The organism is Butyrivibrio sp. XBB1001 (assembly GCF_000424505.1).
GTDB lineage: Bacteria > Bacillota > Clostridia > Lachnospirales > Lachnospiraceae > Butyrivibrio.
In genome coordinates this window covers 230447-252896 of the sequence record NZ_KE384201.1, presented here as the reverse complement: position 1 = coordinate 252896, position 22450 = coordinate 230447, and the positions used below count along the sequence as shown (strand labels likewise).

16 protein-coding genes and 1 tRNA gene are annotated in these 22450 nt (G+C 41.5%); 12 read left to right on the top strand and 5 right to left on the bottom strand.

Annotation, left to right across the window (positions count from 1 at the left end):
- The first annotated feature begins 54 nt into the window (after window positions 1-54).
- The 8 genes from G631_RS0117040 (at window position 55) to G631_RS0117005 (ending at window position 9837) form a co-directional block, all read left to right on the top strand.
- Window positions 55-1377, top strand: a complete 1323-nt coding sequence (locus G631_RS0117040) for a replication-associated recombination protein A (RefSeq protein WP_026490464.1) — start codon at window positions 55-57, stop codon at window positions 1375-1377.
- 18 nt (window positions 1378-1395) lie between these two features.
- Window positions 1396-3207, top strand: a complete 1812-nt coding sequence (locus tag G631_RS19685; protein WP_051197353.1) for a DUF5722 domain-containing protein — start codon at window positions 1396-1398, stop codon at window positions 3205-3207.
- 48 nt (window positions 3208-3255) lie between these two features.
- Window positions 3256-4419 (top strand): NAD(P)-dependent malic enzyme, encoded by a 1164-nt coding sequence (locus G631_RS0117030; protein ID WP_026490463.1) that lies wholly within the window; start codon window positions 3256-3258, stop codon window positions 4417-4419.
- 25 nt (window positions 4420-4444) lie between these two features.
- Window positions 4445-4963: a DUF4364 family protein gene (locus G631_RS0117025; protein WP_026490462.1), complete on the top strand. Its 519-nt coding sequence runs from the start codon at window positions 4445-4447 to the stop codon at window positions 4961-4963.
- Window positions 4964-5057: 94 nt separating this feature from the next.
- Window positions 5058-5130, top strand: a tRNA-Thr gene (locus G631_RS0117020).
- 317 nt (window positions 5131-5447) lie between these two features.
- Window positions 5448-7232, top strand: coding sequence for an ABC transporter ATP-binding protein (locus G631_RS0117015; RefSeq protein ID WP_051197352.1), 1785 nt, complete (start codon window positions 5448-5450; stop codon window positions 7230-7232).
- Window positions 7233-7246: 14 nt separating this feature from the next.
- Window positions 7247-9034: an ABC transporter ATP-binding protein gene (locus tag G631_RS0117010; protein WP_026490460.1), complete on the top strand. Its 1788-nt coding sequence runs from the start codon at window positions 7247-7249 to the stop codon at window positions 9032-9034.
- A gap of 143 nt (window positions 9035-9177) precedes the next feature.
- Window positions 9178-9837, top strand: a complete 660-nt coding sequence (locus G631_RS0117005) for a PilZ domain-containing protein (RefSeq protein WP_026490459.1) — start codon at window positions 9178-9180, stop codon at window positions 9835-9837.
- A gap of 81 nt (window positions 9838-9918) precedes the next feature.
- Here the strand turns inward: G631_RS0117005 and glmS are convergent, their stop codons facing one another.
- The gene (gene glmS / locus G631_RS0117000; protein ID WP_026490458.1) at window positions 9919-11742 is read right to left on the bottom strand and encodes a glutamine--fructose-6-phosphate transaminase (isomerizing); all 1824 of its coding nucleotides are present in this window, start codon (window positions 11740-11742) and stop codon (window positions 9919-9921) included.
- 303 nt (window positions 11743-12045) lie between these two features.
- Here glmS and G631_RS0116995 point away from each other — a divergent pair, with 303 nt between their 5' ends.
- Both G631_RS0116995 and G631_RS0116990 read left to right on the top strand, forming a co-directional pair.
- The gene (locus G631_RS0116995) at window positions 12046-13104 is read left to right on the top strand and encodes an SH3 domain-containing protein (RefSeq protein WP_196803898.1); all 1059 of its coding nucleotides are present in this window, start codon (window positions 12046-12048) and stop codon (window positions 13102-13104) included.
- 196 nt (window positions 13105-13300) lie between these two features.
- Entirely contained in the window at window positions 13301-14611 is a 1311-nt protein-coding gene (locus G631_RS0116990) for a sugar phosphate nucleotidyltransferase (RefSeq protein WP_026490456.1), read from the top strand.
- Between the two features lie 66 nt (window positions 14612-14677).
- Here G631_RS0116990 and G631_RS0116985 read toward each other — a convergent pair whose 3' ends face one another.
- The 4 genes from G631_RS0116985 to G631_RS0116970 form a co-directional block, all read right to left on the bottom strand.
- Entirely contained in the window at window positions 14678-15547 is an 870-nt protein-coding gene (locus G631_RS0116985; RefSeq protein WP_026490455.1) for a carbohydrate ABC transporter permease, read from the bottom strand.
- Entirely contained in the window at window positions 15547-16596 is a 1050-nt protein-coding gene (locus G631_RS0116980) for a carbohydrate ABC transporter permease (RefSeq protein WP_026490454.1), read from the bottom strand. Before G631_RS0116980 ends, G631_RS0116985 begins: the two co-directional genes overlap by 1 nt.
- A gap of 103 nt (window positions 16597-16699) precedes the next feature.
- Window positions 16700-18040: an ABC transporter substrate-binding protein gene (locus tag G631_RS0116975; RefSeq protein WP_026490453.1), complete on the bottom strand. Its 1341-nt coding sequence runs from the start codon at window positions 18038-18040 to the stop codon at window positions 16700-16702.
- A 334-nt stretch (window positions 18041-18374) separates the two neighbouring features.
- A complete protein-coding gene (locus G631_RS0116970; protein WP_026490452.1) occupies window positions 18375-19388 on the bottom strand; it encodes a LacI family DNA-binding transcriptional regulator in 1014 nt (337 codons plus the stop codon).
- Window positions 19389-19611: 223 nt separating this feature from the next.
- Here G631_RS0116970 and G631_RS0116965 point away from each other — a divergent pair, with 223 nt between their 5' ends.
- Window positions 19612-20592, top strand: coding sequence for an adenylylsulfate kinase (locus G631_RS0116965; RefSeq protein ID WP_081671400.1), 981 nt, complete (start codon window positions 19612-19614; stop codon window positions 20590-20592).
- A gap of 88 nt (window positions 20593-20680) precedes the next feature.
- Complete coding sequence (locus G631_RS19680) at window positions 20681-22339, top strand: alpha-amylase family glycosyl hydrolase (RefSeq protein WP_035789978.1); 1659 nt, start codon at window positions 20681-20683, stop codon at window positions 22337-22339.
- Window positions 22340-22450 lie beyond the last annotated feature (111 nt).

Sequence of the window (22450 nt, the reverse complement as noted above, 5' to 3'; positions counted from 1 at the left end):
TTATAGGCTTATTTATTTGTACAATAAGGGGAAAAATAGTACAATCGTAGTGTTATGGATTTATTTGAGTATATGAGAGAAAACAGCAAAGAGAAAGAGTCTCCGCTTGCCGCAAGAATGCGCCCCCGCACACTGGATGAAGTTGTGGGACAGCAGCACATCATTGCCAGGGACAAGCTTCTTTATCGTGCAATTTCTGCAGATAAATTAAGCTCTATCATATTGTATGGACCTCCAGGAACTGGTAAGACTACGCTTGCCAGAGTCATTGCCGGTACGACCAAGGCTGAATTTATGCAGATAAATGCCACAGTAGCTGGCAAAAAGGATATGGAAGAGGTTGTTAATAAGGCCAAGGATAACCTTGGAATGTATGGCAAGAAGACGATTCTTTTTATAGACGAGATCCACAGATTCAATAAGGGGCAGCAGGATTATCTTTTACCCTTTGTTGAGGACGGTACAGTAATCCTTATTGGCGCCACAACCGAGAATCCTTATTTCGAGGTTAACGGAGCTCTTATTTCAAGGTCTGTTATATTTGAGCTTAAGCCGCTGACTGCTGAAGATATCAAGGTCCTTCTTAATAGAGCAGTAACTGACAAGGAGAGGGGAATGGGAGCGTATAGAGCGGTCCTTGAACCTGATGCTGCAGATTTTCTGGCAGATCTTGCTGATGGCGACGCAAGACATGCCCTTAATGCCATAGAACTTGGAATTCTTACTACTGAGCGAAGTAGTGACGGACTTATCCACATTACAAGGGACGTTGCTCAGGAGTGTATCCAGAAAAAGGTGGCCAGATATGACAAGGATGGCGACAATCACTATGACACCATTTCTGCCTTTATCAAGAGCATGAGAGGGTCAGATCCCGACGCGGCAGTTTACTACCTTGCAAGGATGCTAAATGCTGGCGAAGATCCCAAGTTTATCGTCAGGAGGATGATGGTCTGTGCTTCAGAAGATGTTGGCAATGCAGATCCACAGGCACTTCAGGTGGCTGTTGCAGCATCTCTTGCAGTTGAGAGGCTTGGAATGCCAGAGGCCAGAATAACTCTTGCTCAGGCTGCAAGCTATATTGCTACAGCACCCAAGAGCAACGCGGCAATTTGTGCTATTGACGATGCTATGGCTACAGTGAGGGAGACAGGGAATCTTCCTATTCCTCCTCATTTACAGGATGCACATTATAAGTCTGCGGCCAAGTTAGGCCACGGAATTGGTTATAAATATGCTCATGATTATCCCAACAATTATGTGGAGCAGCAGTACCTTCCATATGAGCTTAATGGCAAGGAATTCTACAATCCATCAGGAAATGGATATGAGGTCAAGATAAAGGAGCATATGAAAAAGCTCAAGGGGCAGAAATAGTTTTTATTTGGGGGATAGATGAAAAAGAAAAAGCGTAGGATACATTCTGGAGCGAAGGCCCGCAAGAACAGGCGACTGGTCATATTAAGCGGTATTGTTGCGGTTCTTGCCTCTGCTTTTGTTCTAGGAATGATTTTGTTTGTTATTTTCGGAATGGATAAAGGAAATGACGAGGATGCCGAGGATGTAGCTTTGTTCGAGGCATCTTTTGCTGAGCCTGTAGAAGATCTCTATGAGTCAGAGTATATAAGTCCTGACACAATAAGGGCTATTGTTGATGGAGGCAAGTCTGTTGCAGACGAACTTTCAAAGAGGCCTGCAACAGTTGAGATGAATGCAGATACAAGGTCAAGCTTTGCAACCATAAGTGAGTGCCATATTGTAGATGGGGGCAAGGTACAGATAGATGTAACCTCCGAGGGAATTCCTAAAAGCGACGACAAATACTACTACCTTTTTGAAGAAACAACCTATCAGGATGCAATACCAGAGGGAGCTGAGCCCTTAAGTAAGATCTACAAGGACGATGAGACCTCTTTTACCATAAACCTTAACAAGGGCGATGCATCTTCCAAACTGTTTTCAAAGTTTACAGTGGCAGTTAAGCTTGGTGGAGAGTATGTTTCCATCAGCCATGCCAAATACATAACAAATCCGGGAGCTTGTGCTTCCTACAACTATAGCGGGATGAAGCATACATCCATCAAGGGAATCCTGCCAGATCCACTTAGAATTGGCGAGCTTACAGATTTGGGAGTCAGCTACTGCGCTTATAATATTCCTCTTTCCCATATCCTTACTACTTCGGGGGGAATTGCTTATAGCTACGGAGGAGTGACCTATCACTTCAATAAGGGCGCAATTGATACCTATGACTATCTCTTTAAGAGACTTAACAGCATGGGAATTGATGTAGCAGCTATTGTTTTAAACGACGCAAGTACATCCGCTTATCCAGATCTTACACATCCTGATGCAAGGGGGGCATCTAGTGCTCCTTACCGCATGTTTAACGGCGCAACAGATGGTGGAGTTAAGGCCTGCGCTGCAGTTGGAAGCTTTTTGGCGGGTAGATACTCAGGTTCTGGACATGGCAATGTCAGCATGTGGATCATTGCCAATGAGGTAAACGCCAGAAAAGAGTACAATTACATGCCCTATGTGGATGTTAATACCTACACAACGGCGTTTGTTCGTTGCTTCCGCGTATTTTATAATGCAATTAAGAGCCAGAATGCAGGAGCCAAGGTCTATTTTTCCATAGACCAGAGATGGACTCTTAATTCAGAAAAAACTGGAGACTATGATGCCAAGGATTTCCTGGACATTTTCGCCTCCTCAATAAATGATTACGGCAATATAGACTGGGGCCTTGCGGCGCATCCTTATTCATATCCTAATGGAAATACAGCTTTTTGGAAGGCTACCAAATATACTAATCATGATGTTTCTACTCCCGTTATCTCCATGGATAACCTGGAAGTTTTGACCAATTACATGCAAAGACCTGAGATGCTGGACTCTTCCGGCAATGTCAGATCAATAATCCTAAGTGAGATGGGCTATTCCTCATCTTCAGGAGAAACACTTCAGGCTGCAGCTTTTGCCTATGCCTATGTCAAGATGGAGCAAAATGGTTACATTGACGCTCTTATGTTCTCGAGGCAGACAGATGCAGGTGATGAGATAGCTGCGCTGGGACTTGCACTTGGACTTCAGACTACAGGTGGTCATCACAAATATATTTATAATGTGTTCAAATATATTGATACAGACAAGAGAAATGATGTAATATCATTTGCGTACGATATTGTTGGAAAGAAGTTCTAGTGATATAGGGACGTATATCACGAATCTATAAGAAAGAGGAGTAACATTATGACAAACGCCGAAAAAGCCCTTAAAATGCACGAAGAATGGCAGGGGAAGCTAGAGATCAGGTCCAAAGCGGAGGTTAAATCCAAAGAGGATCTGGCTATCGCCTACACACCAGGAGTGGCCGAACCCTGTAAATTAATAGCAGAAGATAAGAGTCTTGCTTACAAGTACACTATTAAATCCAATACTATAGCTGTTGTTTCCGATGGTTCTGCAGTTCTTGGACTTGGAAACATTGGACCTTATGCAGGAATGCCTGTTATGGAAGGCAAGGCAGTACTTTTTAAGGAATTTGGCGGAGTTAATGCGGTGCCTATTTGCCTTGATACTCAGGATACAGAGGAGATCATCAAGGCAGTCACATACCTTGCTCCTGGCTTTGGCGGCATTAATCTTGAGGACATTTCCGCTCCTAGATGTTTTGAGATAGAAGAGAGATTAAAAGAAAAGCTTGATATCCCTGTTTTCCACGATGACCAGCATGGCACTGCTATTGTAGTTCTTGCAGGCGTTATAAACGGTCTCAAGGTTGTGGGCAAGAAAAAAGAGGATTGCAAGGTAGTAGTTAATGGTGCAGGAAGTGCCGGAATTGCTATTACTAAGCTCCTTTTAAGATATGGCTTTAAAAATGTTACTATGTGCGATAAATCAGGAATTCTTTCCAAGTCTTCAACTGATCTTAACTGGATGCAGGAGAAGATGATGAATGTGACAAACCCTGATCAGTTAAGCGGCTCTTTAGCAGATGCCCTTAAGGGAGCAGACATTTTTGTCGGAGTTTCAGCTCCAGGAATTGTTTCCAAGGAGATGGCTCAGCAGATGAACAAGGATGCTATCATGTTTGCAATGGCCAATCCTGTTCCTGAGATCATGCCAGACCTTGCAAGGGAGGCAGGAATCAGAGTTATTGGAACAGGAAGAAGTGATTTTCCTAACCAGGTCAACAACGTACTTGTTTTCCCTGGAATCTTCAGAGGAGCCCTTGAGTGCGGAGCAAGACAGATCACTGAGGAAATGAAGCTTGCTGCAGCCAATGCTCTTGCAGGCCTTGTCCCAGAAGATGAGCTTAGCGATGTAAATATATTGCCAGCTGCCTTTGATCCAAGATGTGCAGATGCAGTAGCAGATGCGGTCAAGAAGTGCTATATGGCTGAGAATAATTAAGAAATAATTTTTTTGGAGGAGTCCTGTGAGTTCTAAGTATCTTACTTTATACAAGATGATAGTTCTGTATATGTTAAAGCGCTGCGAAGTGCCTCTTAGCAAATCTCAGATCTATGATTTTATTTTGGAAAAAGAATATACAACATTCCTTACACTGCAAGAGGTTTTCAGTGAGATGGCTAATTCTGAGCTTATTCATGAAAAGACAGTAGGCAATAGAACCTATCTTGAGATCACAGCAGATGGTGAGGAGGCCCTTAAGTTTTTTGGCAACAGGATCAATCCTACAATCAAGCAGGAAATGGATGAATATCTCAAGGACAACAGTATGAAGCTCAGGAATGAAGCCTCTATCCAGGGCGACTATCAAAAGACTGCTGAGAATGAATACACAGTCAGGCTTGTTGTCAAGGAAAATGGACAGAACCTTGTAGATATAGCTCTTTCTGTTCCAACTGAGGAAATTGCCCAGAATATCTGCGATAACTGGCAGGAAAAAAATGCAGATATTTATCAGTATCTTATCTCGCAGCTTATGAGCTAAAATGGCTTATAAGCGCAGATGCTAATAATGAGATTATGATTGACACTAGTATAGCTAGTTGTTATAATAACCTTTGTGACTCGAAAGAGTTCAAGCTGTTGTAGCACAGTCGGTAGTGCGTCGCATTGGTAGTGCGGAGGTCACGGGTTCGATTCCCGTCAGCAGCTTTTTTTCATGCCTTAAAATAGTATTCTATAATATTTAAAGTGATGATCAGTAACTACGTTGGATTAACTATTATCCTAGGGTTGCTGATTTTTTTGTGGATAATTCTTTCTGCAAAATTAATTCTTTAACTCAAATATTTATTTTTATAGTGCACATGAAATGCACAGGAATAGCCCCTTTGAACTAAGTAGCAATTTATGAATATAACTTGGTCGAAAATAGTAAGAGAATTGCGCAAAATCATATTGTAAATGAAAAATGCTGGATATAGAATCAAGATAATAGAGTATTTTATTACTAGGTAGGGGTAAATATTATGGGAAAGAGAGACAAAAAGTGGAAGTATCCCAGGACCAGATTACAATGGCTTTGGGATAACATGGAAGGGCACAGATTTATCTATGTCCTGGCAATGCTAGGTACTGTAGTTTACAACATGTTGCAGCTTACAGTACCTTATTTTTCTGGAAAGATTGTGGATAACTTTCTGACTGGAGAGAATGCAAGTCAGAATCTGACGGAGCATCCGGATCTTTTTATTCAGAACCTGGCACTTATGGTGGGACTTACAATCTTTAGATGCATCATTGTGTATGTAGATTGTATGGCCTATGAGTATGTGTCTCAGGCAGTACTTTTCAGAGTACGTAATTACCTTTATGACAAGATCCAGAGACAGGACATGAAGTTCTATAGTACCTATAGAACTGGTGACCTTATGACCAGAGTAACAGGTGACCTTGATGCTGTAAGACACATGGTAGCCTGGGTTGTGAGAATGGTCATGGAGGCTGTTGCCCTTGTTTCATTTACATCTATTTACTTTATCATCATGGATTGGAAATTGGCCTTCAATCTTTTAATTGTTGCGCCACTTATTTTCTTTATCATCTATGTGTTCAAGCTACTGGTTGCACCTATGCATGCACTTCTTCGTGAGAAGCTTGCCAATATGAACACAATAGCTCAGGAAAATATTGCAGGAAACAGAGTAGTCAAAGCCTTTGCAAGAGAAGACCATGAGATAGAAAAGTTTGATGATTGCAACACAGACTATAGAGATACTAACAAAAAGACTGCAGGAGTATGGCTTAGATTCTTCCCATTTGTGGAAACTCTTGCAAACCTTTTGTCAGTCATCCTTCTTCTTGTTGGCGGCACTTTCCTTATAAGGGGAGACATGTCCATGGGCGAATATGTTGCTTTCTCAGGACTTATCTGGGCTATAGCAAACCCTATGAGACAGCTTGGTAACGTAATGAACGAGTTTCAGAGATTCTCTGCAGCTTCTGCCAAGGTTATGGAAATCTACTACTCTGAGCCTGAGATTGTAGATGCAAAAGATGCAGTTGATAAGCCAGACAGATTTAAGGGTGAAGTAGAGTTTAAGGACGTTTCTTTCCAATATGCAGATGCCAAACTTCCTGTGCTTGAGCATATTTCTTTTACTGCCAAGCCTGGACAGACAATTGCCATTATGGGTGAGACGGGTTGTGGAAAAACATCCCTTATCCACCTGATCCCAAGGTTCTATGAGCCTACAGAGGGCGAAATCCTTGTGGATGGAGTTAATATCAATAAGCTGAAATTAAACCAGCTTCGAAAGAATATAGGACTTGCCACACAGGATGTGCTTCTTTATTCAGATACAATTGACGGCAACATTGCCTACGGAGACAGCAATATCAGTAAGGACGAGGTTGTTCGCTTTGCTAAATACTCAGCAGCTTCTGACTTTATCGCCAAGATGCCTGAGGGCTATGAGACTATAGTCGGCGAAAGAGGTGTAGGCCTTTCTGGAGGCCAGAAGCAGAGGATTTCTCTTGCAAGAGCACTTGCAGTTAGACCTTCTATCCTTATCCTGGATGACACAACCTCGGCTGTTGACCTTGAAACGGAAAAAGAGATACAGGAAAGCCTAAGACACCTTGACTTCCCATGCACAAAGATCATCATCGCTCAGAGAATTTCTACTACCAAGGATGCTGATCAGATCCTTATCATGCAGCATGGCGAGATTACAGAGAGAGGAACCCACGAGGAACTCATTAAGAAGGGCGGCTACTATGCTGAACTTGTTAAACTCCAGGCGGGCGCCTGAAAGGAGGAGAAAAAATGGCTAGAAGAAATACATATAAAGAAGACGAAATCTTAGAAGAGCCTTTTGATATACGACACCTTTTAAGGGCCTGGGTGTATATTAGAAAACATGCTGGCAAGATGGTTCTTGCACTTATCCTGTCAGCGCTTGGTGGAGCCGCAGCGCTGGTGAGCCCTATGATTGTTCAAAAGGCTCTGGACGTTGCTGTCCCTAATGGGGATATGCCAATGTTGTATAGACTTGTGGTCTATGTAGCTGCATTTTTTGTAGTGAGCGTTATATTTACTACAATTCGTTCCTACATCATGATCAACGTCAGCCAGGATATAATCTACCAGATAAGAGCAGATTTATTTAAACACCTGCAAAAGCTTCCATTTCAGTACTATGATGACAGACCTCAGGGAAAAATCCTGGTAAGAGTAGTTAACTATGTAAACTCAGTGTCAGATATGTTAAGTAACGGTCTTATAAACGTTATCCTTGAGATCATCAACCTGATCTTCATTGTGGTGTTTATGTTTGCAGTTGATGTGAAACTGAGCCTTGTTGTTATGGCGGGTGTACCATTTCTTATGGTCTTCATGTTCTGGATAAAGAATAAGCAGAGAAAGGCCTGGCAGGCAGTTTCCAACAAGAACTCAAACCTTAATGCTTACCTTCAGGAAAATATAGTAGGAGCAAGGATCACACAGATCTTTGCAAGAGAAGAAGAAAATGCTGAGATTTTCAAGACCCTTTCAGGTAACTGCAGAAAGACCTGGATGACAGCTGTTGGCTACAGCACACTTGTGTGGCCTGGAATCGACACTATATCAGTTCTGGTCCGTGCTTCAATCTTCCTCTTTGGACTCCTTATCTTTTCACAGGGAAGCGAGACTCTTGGTACTATCGTGGCTATATCCAGCTATGCATCAAGGTTCTGGCAGCCTATCATGAACCTTGGTAATATCTTTAATGGCTTTATCAACAATATGGCTTATCTTGAGAGAATTTTTGAGACTATGGATGAGCCTGTAACTGTAGATGATGCTCCTGATGCTGTAGAGATGAAGGCAGTTAAGGGCGAAGTAACCTTTGAAAACGTATCCTTCTCCTATGAAAAGGGAAAAGAAATACTTCACAACGTATCCTTTAGCGTTAAGCCAGGAGAGAGCGTTGCTCTCGTAGGACCAACTGGTGCCGGAAAGAGTACTATCGTAAGTCTTATTTCAAGATTCTATAACGTGGATAGCGGAAGAATCCTGATTGATGGCCAGGATATTTCAAAGGTTACTCTTAAGTCTCTTCGTTCACAGATGGGAATCATGCTTCAGGACAGCTTCATCTTCTCAGGAACGATCGAAGATAATATCAGATACGGTAAGCTTGATGCCACAGAAGCAGAGATCAGGAGAGCCAGCAAGACTGTTTGTGCCCATCCTTTCATTAAGAGCATGCATGACGGCTATAGAACAGAGGTAAAAGAAAGAGGCGCGCTTCTTTCACAGGGGCAAAAGCAGCTTATCTCTTTTGCCAGAACTCTTTTATCAGATCCAGCAATCCTGGTTCTTGATGAAGCAACTTCAAGTATCGATGTACAAACTGAAAAAGCCCTTCAGCAGGGCCTTGATGCAATGCTTGCTGGAAGAACAAGCTTTATCATTGCTCACAGGTTATCCACAATCACAAGGTGCGACAAGATCATGTACATAAATGAGGGTGGCATAACTGAGTGTGGAAGCCATGAAGAGCTTATGGCCAAGAAGGGAGATTACTATCATCTGTATACTGCACAGATGGAAGGCCTTGAAGTTGGCTAAAACATTGCATGCAACGGAAACTAAGATACATAATTACAGTTTCCATATTTTTGGATGAAATTTTGTTGATGAATCAACAAAAATACACAAAGAGTTCACATTTTTTTCTTGTGATTTTTGACGAAAAAAGATAATATACCGGTATGAAAATATACGACATACCGCAGGCAACAAAAATAACCATCAATTTGGTTCATAACAATCAGAGCAAGAATGTTGATGCAACTGTTCTTACGCGTTACGGTGACGGAATTTTGATCACACCAGTCATGGTGGATGGTCGTCTTATAGATATTTGTTCTAATGCTCATTTCGAATATGTGGAAACAATTCGTGGGGTTAAGCATGTATTCCAGGCTGATACTATCAGCAGGGTTGATTTTGCAGGGACAGATTTCCATGTGATAACAGGAAAGGAAATCTTACTTGGAAACCATCAGCGAAAGGCGGAGCGTTACAGTGTTCAGCTTATGGGCAATGCTGTGATAAACAAGACAAGACATATAAGCGTAGTGCTTCACGATATCTCTCTTCGTGGTTTTTCACTTATGGTCGGTAAGAATACAGGCTTTAATGTGGGCGATAAGGTAAAGCTTGAATTTATGAAAAATGAGCTCAGCCCCAAGCTTGTATTAAATGGCGTAATAGTCAGAAAGTTTAGCATAAGCGGCTACAATGCCATTGGCTGCGAGATTGAGAATATTAACCCAAGAGTCCTGGGCTTTATTATGGAAAAGAAGGCCGAAAAGCTTAAATTCTCTAAAACATCAGCCAAGGAAAGCGGAGCAGTTAACTTCGCATAAAAAGAAAAAATAAAGAGCTTTCACTTAAGTGGTATAAGTGAAGGCTCTTTTTATTGGTGCGCCTAGCGGCGCACGTTTATATTATTCTACTGTTACAACCTTGGCAAGGTTACGTGGCTTATCTACATCGTAGCCCTTGGCAAAGGATGTGTAATATGCGATCAGCTGCATTACTACTGCTGCAGGGAATGTCATGAACAGATCATCCATTTCAGGAAGGATAAATGTATCTTCCTCAGGAATGTTCATGTCCTTGTAGAGTGAATCTCTTGTGATGAGCAGAACGCTTGCTCCACGAGACTGTACCTCGCGGATGTTTGAATATTCCTTGGATGCAAGTGCTGACTGAGTTACAAGAGCAACTACAGGAATTCCGTCAGTAATAAGAGCGATAGTACCATGCTTTAACTCACCTGAAGCGTATGCCTCTGAGTGAATGTAGGAAATCTCTTTAAGCTTAAGTGATCCCTCAAGAAGAAGTGAGTAGTCGAGGCCACGGCCAATCATAAATGCCTGATCGTGAGAGAGGAACTTATTAGTCATCTTCTGAACAATAGACTTCTTCTCAAGAATCTGGCTGATGATCTCAGGAACTCGTGTGAGCTCGTCAAGGTAGTGGCTTACTTCTTCTGTTGAAAGAAGGCCGTTAAGTCTTGCTGCATGTATAGCAAGAAGATAGAACACTGAAGCCTGGCTTGTGAAAGCCTTGGTGCTGGCTACAGCAATTTCAGGGCCTGCGTGTGTATAAATGCAGTAATCACTGTTATCGGCAATTGTAGAGCCCTTTACGTTAACGATAGAAAGAACCTTGGCACCTTTTTTCTTGGCAAACTTGATAGCCTCAAGTGTATCAATTGTCTCACCTGACTGTGAAACTGCGATCACAAGTGTACCAGGCTTGATAACAGGGTTTGTATAAGTAAACTCGGAAGCTATTGCTACATCAGTGTGGATGTTAGCAAGAGTGTGGAAGAGCTGCTGGCCGATAAGTCCGGCATGCATAGCTGTTCCGCAGGCAATAACTACGATGTTCTGATTTTCTCTAAAGAGTGAATCAGGGATTCCCTCCTCTGCAAAGGATGTCTTACCATTTACAATATGAGGTGAAACAGTGTCCTTAATAGCATCTGGCTGTTCGTGGATCTCTTTTTCCATATAGAAAGGATATCCACCCTTGCCACCGCGGCTTGTATCCCAGTCGATTGTCATAAGCTGAAGAGGTACTTCATGCTTCTTCTCGTCGTGAACAAGGATTCCCTTGGATGAAAGGCATGCAATATGATACTCAGGAAGAAATGCGTATTCCTTGGCATGCACACCAAGAGCAGCTACATCAGAAGCAAGAAGTGCACCGTGATCTGTCATGGCAACAACGATTGGGCTTACGTTACGTACAGCGTAGATCTTGCCAGGCTGATCTGAAAAGAGAATAGCAAAAGCGAAAGTTCCCTTAAGTACGTTCACGGTCTCCTTGATAGCCTTCTCTGGATCACCATCATAAAAGTGATCAAGAATAGAAGCAGCAACCTCAGTATCTGTCTCTGAAAGAAGCTTGCCCTTAAGATCGTACTCCTTGATAAGTTCCTTGTAGTTCTCGATGATACCGTTGTGTACAAGTGTTACCTTGCCGTGATGGTGTGGATGAGCATTGGCATCGCTTACACCACCGTGTGTAGCCCAACGTGTATGTCCGATTCCTGCACATGATTCATCTGTAACATCCTTGCAGACCTCTCTAAGGTTAGATACACGTCCTGCAATCTTTCTTACTATAGGTTCGTTCTCACCCTCTGGGAAAAGAGCTATTCCAGCGCTGTCATAGCCTCTGTACTCCAAAAGCTCAAGTGAGTCCAGAAGGATCTCCTTAGTGCTTCTCTTACCAATATAACCAATTATTCCGCACATAATTTCTCCTATCGTTTTGCGTCATTTTGTTCTATATTAATATTAATAAGTTTCTGTGATCTTAGATCCATATTTATAGATCTAATGATCCAATTCATTGTACCTGTTTGGCAAGTATTTGAACATGCTCAAAAATAGGCATGTTATATTATAAGAGGTTGATACTTTTTAGTCAAATTTGACATATTGTTACGTCTAATGTAAAATTTGTGAGGTTGAGGGAATAACTTTTATATTTGGCGAGCTATTTACTGATTATATTTACTACTTAAGGCTCGTAATGAACATGGTGATATTATGAACATGCACAAAGAAAAAAAGAAAAACCTAATCATACTTTTTGCATTTGCAGCAATTCTTTCAGTAGCACTTATCATTGGAGTAAATGGTGATAAGGCTCAGACAGTAGCTACAGCCGTTATTAATGATAGGACTGGATCAGATGCAGATGGAGATGCTTATTCTGATGCATCTGAAGATTTATACAGGGCGAATACTCTTAATATAGAAGCTTCAGATAATGATGCTGATGTGGACGTTCTGGAATCAGCTAATTTAGAGGATTCAGAGACAACAGTAGTAGAAGCTAAAGAGAATGCTGCTGAGCTGTCCCTTACTGCCTTTACTGTAACAGAGTATGAGACTGTAGCCAAGATGTTTGCAAGCGATACTGTAAATGTTCGTTCAGGAGCAGGTACAGACTATGACAAGCTTGGTAAGGTGACCTGGGGAACTGAGATTTCAGTTACTGGTGTGACCGACAATGGTTGGTTTGAAGTTCTTTATAATGACCTTATTGGATATATTAGAGGCGATTATATGGTAAGCGAGATGCCAGGAGTTCCATTCCTTTTTGTTGGAGATTCCAGGACTGTACAGCTTCAGAACGCAGTTGGATCAACTGACAAGGCCTATATTGCCAAGATTGGTGAGGGATATAGCTATTTCAAGAATACAGCTCTTCCAGCTATTCCTGAGTATGCAGGCCAGGGAACAGTGATGATTATTAACTTTGGTGTGAATGACCTTGCTAATGCTAATAAGTATATCAAACTTGTTAATTCAAACATTGATGCCTGGACAAATGCAGGAATTACTGTTTATTATGCTTCTGTTACTCCTGTAGGATCTGCCTGTGCAAGTGTATCAAATGCACAGATAGAGAACTTCAATAATAAGCTCAAGGAAGGCCTTGATCCAAGGGTACAATGGATTGACAGTTATTCATACCTTTCACAGGTTGGATTTAGTTCATCAGATGGACTTCACTATAGTAAGGATACTTACAAGAACCTGTATGCTTATTATGTATCTGTTGTACAACAGAACCAGGACAACATGGTCGCAAGTAATGCTCAGTAAGAGTATAAATCAGATAATTTGATCAGAATATTTATAACCCTGAAAGAGAAATTTTTGCAGTTTTTTCTTTCAGGGTTTAATAGATTAATGATATAGTATCATGTAGCATAAATGTAGCTGTTTTTAGCCCGAGATTATCACGGAGGATTTTCTCTTTATGCACATAATAAATAATAAGGAAGAAGTAAGGAAGAAAATGAATATTGTACTTTTATCCGGTGGCTCAGGAAAGCGCCTTTGGCCACTTTCAAACGATATCAGATCTAAGCAGTTTATAAAGATCTTTAAAAAGGAAGACGGATCTTATGAATCCATGGTGCAGAGAGTTTATCGTCAGATAAAGCGTGTGGATCAGGACGCAACAGTAACTATCGCAACTAGTAAGGCCCAGGTTTCATCTATCCACAATCAGCTTGGGGAAGATGTAGGAATCTCAATCGAGCCTTGCAGAAGGGATACTTTCCCAGCTATTGCTCTTGCTACAGCATATCTTGTAGATGTTCAGGGAGTTGATCCTGAAGAGTCAGTTGTTGTATGTCCTGTAGATCCTTATGTTGAGGATGACTATTTTGACGCTTTAAAGGCCCTTTCACAGCAGGCTGATAAGGGAGAGGCTAATCTTGTACTTATGGGAATAGAGCCTACATATCCTTCTGAGAAATACGGTTATATCATCCCTGCTTCCAAGGATGAAGTAAGCAGCGTTTCTACTTTTAAGGAAAAGCCTTCAATGGAAGTAGCCAAGGAGTATATTAGCCAGGGCGCACTTTGGAACGGTGGTGTTTTTGCCTACAAGCTTAAATACGTTCTTGATAAGGCTCATGAGCTTATTGATTTTACAAACTATCAGGATCTGTTTGAGAAATATGATACTCTTACCAAGATTTCTTTTGACTACGCTGTAGTAGAAAAAGAGGACAAGATCCAGGTTATGCGTTTCGGCGGACAGTGGAAGGATCTTGGAACCTGGAATACTCTTACTGAGGCCATGGAAGAGAGCGTTGTAGGTAAGGGCGTTTTAAATGAGACCTGTAAGGGTGTACATATTGTAAATGAAATGGATGTTCCTGTACTTGCTATGGGACTTACAGATGTTGTTATATCTGCTTCTCCAGAGGGAATTCTTGTTTCTGACAAGGAACAGAGCTCATATATCAAGCCATTTGTTGATAGCTTTGAGCAGCAGATTATGTTTGCTGAAAAGAGCTGGGGTAATTTCAAGGTTATTGATGTTGAGCCAGGCAGCATGACAATCAAGGTTACATTAAATGCTGGTCATTCTATGAACTATCATAGCCATAACCACAGAGATGAGGTTTGGGTTGTAATTTCAGGAACAGGTAGAACTGTTGTTGAGGGAATAGAAGAGAAGGTAGCTCCTGGAGATGTTATCAAGATGCAGGCTGGATGCAAGCATACAGTATTTGCAGATACAGAACTCAAGCTTATTGAGGTTCAGATTGGTGAATCTATCAGCGTAGAGGATAAGGTTAAATATTCACTTTGATATAGGTGTCAAAATATAGAAAAAAGAGGCTGTCGCGTGACAGCCTCTTTTTTTAAAAGTAGTTGATTAACCTTTTACAGCACCCTCAATCATTCCATCCATGATCTGACGCTGAGCGATAAGGAATACAATCACCATTGGTACGATTGCAAGAAGGGCAGCGGCAAGGATCATGTTCCACTGCTTAACATAAGATCCAACAAACGCCTGAACTGCAACAGGAAGTGTCTTAACTGCACCATTCTGACCAAGCATCATGGAAGGAAGAAGGTAGTCATTCCAGATCCACATACCATTAAGGATTGATACTGTTGTGATAACAGGTGTCAGAAGTGGGAAGATGATCTGGAAGAAGGTCTGCTCAGGTGAGCAACCATCGATAGATGCAGCTTCCTCAAGATCATAAGGAACTCCCTTGATAAATCCGTTAAGGATAAATACTGTCATGGCTCCGCCGAAGCCAAGGTATGCAAATACAATACCTGGCACGGACTGAAGCATAGGAATACCAATAAACTTACCAACATCGCGGAAGGTAGAAATAAGTGGGAGCATTACTACTTGGAAAGGTATTATCATGGATGCGATGAAGGTAAAGTAGATAACAGTTGACCAAACTGTCTTGTTACGGCAGATGACCCATGCAGCCATTGCTCCAAATAAAGCAAGAAGTACAAGGGAAACTACTGTAATAAGAAGTGAATAACCAAATGCCTGCCAGAACAGGAAATGTGTGTTACCGATAACATCCTTAAGGTTAGAAAAGAGCTGTTCAAAACTTGCTCCATTGAAGCCTATAGGATTTCTTGTTATATCATCTGTCTGCTTGCAGGAGTTGATAACAACAAGGAAGAATGGGAATAATACATAAATAGCAATTATAATAGCGATAATAAGTCTTATTACTACGCTGGATGTCTTTTCTTTTCTATGCATTATAATTCCACCTCCTTCTTATTAGATATACGTACCTGAATTATTGAAACTGTTGCAAGTATTATGAAGAACAGAACGGCCTTGGCTTCACCAAAGGCATATTCGTTGTTGATAACTGCTGTGCTGTAAATGTTAAGTGCCAGCATCTCTGTACCGTTTGTCAGATAGTTTCCGAGGAAATTAACTGAACCAGTACCATTTGTAAGTGCAAGGTTTACATCAAACTGTTTGAAAGCAGATGTAAGTGTAAGGAAAGTACAGATTGTGATTGTAGGTGCGATCATAGGAATCTTGATGTTGAAAAGAGTCTGAGTAGGATTTGCACCATCAATGGCAGAAGCTTCAAGTACATCACCAGGAATAGTGTTAAGGCCTGTGATGTAGATCAACATAATGTAACCTGCGTACTGCCAGATATATACGATAATGATAGCCATGAAGGCTGTCTTTGTATCCGAAAGCATTGAATAAGTTCCAGTAAACTTAGTAACTACGTTACTGAAAATGAACTGCCAAATGTAACCAAGTACGATTCCGCCAATAAGGTTTGGAAGGAAGTATGCTGCTCTGAAGAATCCGAGGCCCTTAATCTTGGAAGTGCACAAAAGAGCAAGCAGGAAAGCAACAAGGTTAACAAGGATCATGTTAAATACTACAAATAAGAATGTTATGAGAATTGACCATAAAAAGCTCGGTTGCCTGAACATTCTGGCATAGTTGGCAATACCAACAACATTCTTGATTCTGATTCCATTCCAGTCAGTAAATGAGTAACCAATACCAAGAACAAGCGGTATTATGACTGTTACTGCGAATGCAAACAGAAGAGGAAACAGGAATATTATGTTTATGATTGTGCGGTGATGTTTAAGTGTTGGAAAAAGATATAGTCCCCAAAAGAAAAGTAAAACGCCACACACAAGTACTGCGCCCCTGTAGCTTTTACCCTGGCCTAGGATGGCAAGGATAAGTCCCCCGATTGCAAGCGCAATTCCCGCGATGAGGCTTACAAAAGAAGTTAATTTTCTTGTCATAGAAAAAGTACTCATGTGTAATTCCCCTTTCGTGAGTAAAAAGAAAGTTCAAAAATCTAGTGGAAAGTTAGTTAAAAATGGGCAGGGCATTAAGCCCTGCCCCCTAAGTTCAATAATATTAGTTGTTGTAGTAGCTTGTGATAACCTGAGAAATTGTAGAAGTGAAGTCCTCAGCTGTAGCAATCTTGCCCTTTGCATAGTCAGCAAATACCTGGCAAGTTGTGTTCTGAAGGCCGTCCTTCTTGAGCATTGTGTGCCATCCTGAATAGTTACCAGCATCGATGTAGCTCTTCATGCTCTTATAGAATGGGTTAACAGCCTCGTACTGGCAATCATCAAATGGAGAAACAAGACCAGCGTCATTAACAAGAATGTTCTGAGCTGAGTCGCCTGCGCACCAGTTAAAGAATGCCTTAGCACCATCAACATTACCCTCAGAGTAAGCTACCCAGTATGAAGGTGGTCCAGCGATGATTGTGTTGATTCCATCCTCAAATGCATAAGGAGCAAATCCGCACTCGAATGATACGTCATCAGGAGATGTTACGCACCAGTTACCCTGTGTGATAAATACATATTTGCCATCCTTGAAGCCAGCAACCTGATTATCATATGTGCCGTCTACAAGAAGAGCAGGATCTGAATACTGGTTCATCATGCCGATGAACTCAGCAAACTTTGTCATTCTCTCTTCGTCAATCTTACCACCGTCGTTAAGAAGGTCGATGTATGTTGTGTCATCAGCCTTAAGTCCAGCGTCAAGATACTGACCAAATACGTGTGTACCTGAAGACCATCCAAGGTTTGCAGGCTCTGCGCACCAACCAAATACTGCTGTGATTCCAAGCTCGTCCTTCTTGGCATCGAGTGTTTCGCAAGCTGCCTTCCAAGCATCAGGGCTTGTAAGAGTTGAAGGATCTACGCCAGCCTTAGCAAGAAGGTCAGCGTTGTAACCAAGAGCTGTAGCCTCAACAGTGTAAGGGAATCCGATTGTTCCCATGCTAGCATCTACAAGTTCGAAACCAGTCTTGCCTGTCCACTCGCAATCTGAAAGGTCAGCAAGCATTCCGTCCCAAGTAGCTGTCTGGTTAGCTTCGATAACGAAGATATCTGGCATGTTATCTGCCTGATACATTTTCTTGAGCTCATCAGAAGCGTTTGTGTCACCACCGATTGTCTCAACTGTGAGAACATTACCTGTCTCTTCCTGGTACTTAGCTGCAAGAGCCTGCATCTGAGCATCAATCTCAGGCTTACCATTAAGAAGACGAACAGGCTCAACAGATGCAGCAGCATCAGTTGTCTCTGCAGCTGGTGTCTCAGCAGCAGGAGCTTCTGTTGTCTGTGACTCGGTGTTGTCAGATGAAGTTGTTGTTGTGTCAGTAGCTGTCTCGCCGCAAGCTACAAGTGAAGCAGCCATAGCGCCAGCTAAAAGAACTGACATGAGTTTCTTTTTCATTTTGTAATCCTCCTTTTGTGCATTTTGCTATAACACATTAAAAAATTGGTGGTTCCTTTTGCGCATAAGTTGTACGCTAAATTCAAAATACCACACAAATGCACAAAAAACAAGCCAAAAACGCAAAAAAACCGGAACCAAAAAATGCAAAAAACCGCAAAGCTACATATGGCAAGCTCTGCGGGTGTATAAATTTTTTATTAAAATATAAAATAATAATAAACAAATATACGCAATATAGCGAAAAGTCAAAACTTATGCGCAAAAGTAAAATTGTACAGAATGTACAATGCTATGAGCAGAAATAGTCTGTAAAACAAAAAAGGTTAACCATTCAGTTAACCTTTTTTACTGTATCTCTTATGATGAGCTTTGTCGGAAGCTGTATCTGATTGGGAGTTTTCTGACCTGACAACTGTTTAAGCAGCGTATCAGCAGCGGTGACTCCCTTTAACTTGATATCCTGATGAACTGTAGTTAGTGCAGGCCTGTGATATTTACCAAGCATATTGTCATCAAATCCGACGATTGAAATATCATCTGGAACTGAGATGCCGCGATCTTCAAGGGCTGCCATAAGTGTTACAGCATAAAGATCTGATACACAAACGATAGCGGTAAAGTCTTTGGATCTCTTGCAGATTTCCTCCAAACTTTCCTCGATGTCTTCAGTTCTGGGACGGATCTTTAAGAAGCTGTCAGGCTTGTATTTGAGTCCTGCATCTGCAAGCGCTTTCTGGTAACCGTTCAATCGGGCAAGATCGACACCTGTCATATTATCTGAGAGGAAGGCTATTTTCTTGTGACCTTGCTTGATGAGATATTTTGTGATGTCATATGTTCCCTGTTCATCATCCAGTCCAACATTGGTGAAATGCTTGAGCCCCTCGATACTGTATGTGTCTATGCAGACAATTGGCTTTTTATATTTCTCACTGACACGGATGCCATCATCACCAATCATACCAAAAAGAATCAGGCCATCTACATTCCAGGTAGAGACATGGCGCATGATTTCTGTAGTGTCACTTGAAATGTACAGCATCATGAAGTAGCCGGCATTTCTGATAGTCTCCTCGACACCACCTATAAGTTCTGAAACGAAAGGATCCATGATAAGGTTCTCATATTTGTCAGCTCTGGCCTTCAGGGCAAGCCCTATGATCTTGGACTCGTTCTGCGCCAGATTACGTGCGCTAATGTTTGGGACGTAGTCAACCTTGTCTAAAAATTCCTGGACCTTCTTTTTTGTATCATCAGACACTTCGCTGGTTTTTCCATGGATAACATTTGAAACCGTTGTAGTGCTCATATTTAGTTGTTTTGCAATCTCTTTTATTGTGATCATAAATTATTTTGGTCTTTACAAAGAAAAAAAGTTATTGTATCTTGTGTTCAAAATAACACGGTGGGACATAAGTTGTCAAAAACATAAGTTGTGTTCAATGTATATTTATGCATTTTGAACAAGAAAAACGTTTGGCGTTTGGTACAATTGCACGCAATTCAATTTATGGGTGGTTCTATTATTGGATCATGCAAAGTGCCTTTTTTAAAGAAAGAGGAGAATTATGAACAAACAATACAATAGAATAGCAGCTAGTTCCGATGAAGTAATTGCAAAGCTTTCCGGAGCAAAAGAAAAGGTGGCAGCAATTACAATTCCTGCCGACATTCCACATGGTGATATGCCTGGGGATAAAGTTGAAATTGGTGATAGTCATACAGCCAAGGCTAAGACTATTTTTTCTAAATTAGTAGATGAACTTGAAAAGACTTTCAAGGAAAACAAGTATGGACGAGCAGTAATTGCTGTCTGCGGTGGTTCTGGAGTGGGAAAATCTGAAATTGCGTCATGCCTGTCATATTTGCTTGAACAGGTAGGAATCGGTAGTTATACAATGTCTGGAGATAATTATCCACATCGTATTCCTATGTACAACGATGCCGAAAGACTTCATGTATTTAGAGAAGGCGGCATAAGAGCAATGGTTGACGCAGGTGTCATGTCTGCGCAGAATATGGAAGTATTAAAGAAGTGGCAGATTGCAGAAGATGATGCTAATGCTGCACATGCGGAAACTGACACATGGTTTGGAAGCTACCTTGAGGGTGGCAGAAAGTGCCTTGATGCATATCTTGGAACTCCCAAGGAGACAGACTTTGAGGAAGTTGATCAGATCATGAAAGCCTTCAAGGATGGTGCAGACAAACTTTTCCTTAAGAGAATGGGAAGAGATGAGGCTTCTCTTTGGTACGATGAAGTAGATATGTCTCAGAAACAGGTACTTATTGTAGAGTGGACACATGGAAACAGTGATTACATGTCACAGGTAGATATTCCAGTTCTTCTTAACAGCACTCCACAGGAGACACTTGAGCACAGACGTAGCAGAAACAGAGATGGTAAGCTTGACAGCCCATTTACCATGATGGTTCTTGAGCTTGAACAGAACAAACTCGTAGCACAGGCTCACAAGGCCAAGATCATTATTACAAAGGCCGGAGAACTTATAAGCTATGAGGATTTCAAGAAACTATACAACTTATGATATAGGATTCAAAGTCATGGAAATTTCATGCTTGCATGAAAAATTACATGACCATGAAGACCGTATACCATCATTATAGGAGTTCATTATGGGAAAAAAATTTGTGGATAACGGACCTATGCTCAATGCTTATCCAGATAGCATGGGTGGCACTTTATCAGATATAGTATCAGTACTTTCTAAAAAAGAGTTTGAGGATGTGTTTCAGTCTTTTTACATCCTTCCAAGTATCTTTAATACTGATCTTGACCGTGGCTTTTCAGTAATAGACTACGGAATCAATGAAGAGCTTGCAGACAAAGATGACCTTGCAAAGCTGGATAAACTTGGGATCAACCTAAAGCTTGATTTTATCTTAAATCACGCGTCAGTTCTTTCACCACAGTTCCAGGATCTTGTTAAAAACGGTGAGAAGTCCAAGTATGCTGACTTTTTTATCAACTGGAACAAGTTCTGGGAAGGCTGCGGAGAAATGACTTCTGAAGGCTACATTCAGCCAGATCAGAAGTACATTAAAGACATGTTCTTTAGAAAACCAGGACTTCCAATCCTTATGGTAAGAATGCCAGATGGCAAGGATGTTCCTTATTGGAATACCTTCTATCAGGAGGTTCAGTACAAGCGCCCTGATGCTCAGGACCTTATGGACAAGATTGATATTCAGTATCTTGCAGCTCAGAGACTTTCTGAGAGAGTCTGCAAGGGACTTGATGAAGGCAAGAAACCTTCAGAAATAGATTTCACAGGATATGAGAAATACAAGGATGCTGTAATCGACCTTCTTGAGTCAGGAAGACGCTACCTTGGACAGATGGATCTTAACATCAAATCGGATCTTGTTTGGGAACACTACCGCAATACCTTAAAGACTCTCTCTGGATATGGCGCAAGGATCGTAAGACTTGATGCCTTTGCTTATGCTCCCAAGGAGCCAGGCAAGAAGAACTTCCTTAACGAGCCAGATACCTGGGATGTACTTGAAAAGGTCAAGAAGCTTGCTGATGAGTTTAATGTATCTCTTTTACCTGAGATCCATGCAAGCTATAAGGAAAAGATCTATGAAACCGTTGCTGATAAGGGCTATATGACCTACGACTTCTTCCTGCCAGGACTGCTCATCTATGCAATTGAACACAAGGACGGAGAAGTGCTTGCAAAGTGGGCTAGAGAGATTCAGGAAAAGAAAATCCGCGTAGTCAATATGTTAGGCTGCCACGATGGTATTCCTCTTCTTGATCTTAAGGGAATCCTGTCTGATGAAGATATCGAAGAGATGATCCAGACTATCGTTGGAAGAGGCGGATTTGTCAAGGATCTTCACGGAGCCAAGAACATGTACTATCAGGTAAATGCTACCTACTACAGTGCTCTTGGAGATGACGACAAGAAGATGCTCTTTGCAAGAGCAATCCAGATGTTCATGCCAGGTAAGCCACAGGTTTGGTACCTTGATCTTTTTGCTGGCAAGAATGACCACGAGGCTGTTAAGCGCGCGGGAGCCGGCGGACACAAGGAAATTAACAGAACAAACCTTAGCCTTCCACAGATAGAAGAAGCTATGAAGAAGGATGTAGTGCAGAAGCAGCTTGAACTATTAAGACTTCGTAACACCAATCCTGCCTTTGGATTTGATGCGCAGCTTGATATTCAGACAAACGGAAGTGTCATGACCTTTACATGGACTAATGGAGAGCACAAGATCGCACTTAAGGCAGATTTTAGTGATTATTCATTCGAAATCATTTAAAAGTTTTTTATAATTGAGGGTATATATTTTAGGGGTATAGTTATATTGCGCCGTAGGAGTTTTTCCTACGGCGCTTTTTGTGCATACGACTCTCTCTTGTGCTATCATGGT

What these genes read in the sequence shown, in the direction of transcription:
- G631_RS0116985 (WP_026490455.1), bottom strand. Translation starts at nt 15,547, where the DNA reads ATGCATAGAAAAGAAAAGACATCCAGCGTAGTAATAAGACTTATTATC.
- G631_RS0117040 (WP_026490464.1), top strand. Translation starts at nt 55, where the DNA reads ATGGATTTATTTGAGTATATGAGAGAAAACAGCAAAGAGAAAGAGTCT.
- G631_RS0116995 (WP_196803898.1), top strand. Translation starts at nt 12,046, where the DNA reads ATGCACAAAGAAAAAAAGAAAAACCTAATCATACTTTTTGCATTTGCA.
- G631_RS0117005 (WP_026490459.1), top strand. Translation starts at nt 9,178, where the DNA reads ATGAAAATATACGACATACCGCAGGCAACAAAAATAACCATCAATTTG.
- glmS (WP_026490458.1), bottom strand. Translation starts at nt 11,742, where the DNA reads ATGTGCGGAATAATTGGTTATATTGGTAAGAGAAGCACTAAGGAGATC.
- G631_RS0116975 (WP_026490453.1), bottom strand. Translation starts at nt 18,040, where the DNA reads ATGAAAAAGAAACTCATGTCAGTTCTTTTAGCTGGCGCTATGGCTGCT.
- G631_RS19680 (WP_035789978.1), top strand. Translation starts at nt 20,681, where the DNA reads ATGGGAAAAAAATTTGTGGATAACGGACCTATGCTCAATGCTTATCCA.
- G631_RS0117015 (WP_051197352.1), top strand. Translation starts at nt 5,448, where the DNA reads ATGGGAAAGAGAGACAAAAAGTGGAAGTATCCCAGGACCAGATTACAA.
- G631_RS0117030 (WP_026490463.1), top strand. Translation starts at nt 3,256, where the DNA reads ATGACAAACGCCGAAAAAGCCCTTAAAATGCACGAAGAATGGCAGGGG.
- G631_RS0117010 (WP_026490460.1), top strand. Translation starts at nt 7,247, where the DNA reads ATGGCTAGAAGAAATACATATAAAGAAGACGAAATCTTAGAAGAGCCT.
- G631_RS0116965 (WP_081671400.1), top strand. Translation starts at nt 19,612, where the DNA reads ATGAACAAACAATACAATAGAATAGCAGCTAGTTCCGATGAAGTAATT.
- G631_RS19685 (WP_051197353.1), top strand. Translation starts at nt 1,396, where the DNA reads ATGAAAAAGAAAAAGCGTAGGATACATTCTGGAGCGAAGGCCCGCAAG.
- G631_RS0116970 (WP_026490452.1), bottom strand. Translation starts at nt 19,388, where the DNA reads ATGATCACAATAAAAGAGATTGCAAAACAACTAAATATGAGCACTACA.
- G631_RS0116980 (WP_026490454.1), bottom strand. Translation starts at nt 16,596, where the DNA reads ATGAGTACTTTTTCTATGACAAGAAAATTAACTTCTTTTGTAAGCCTC.
- G631_RS0116990 (WP_026490456.1), top strand. Translation starts at nt 13,301, where the DNA reads ATGAATATTGTACTTTTATCCGGTGGCTCAGGAAAGCGCCTTTGGCCA.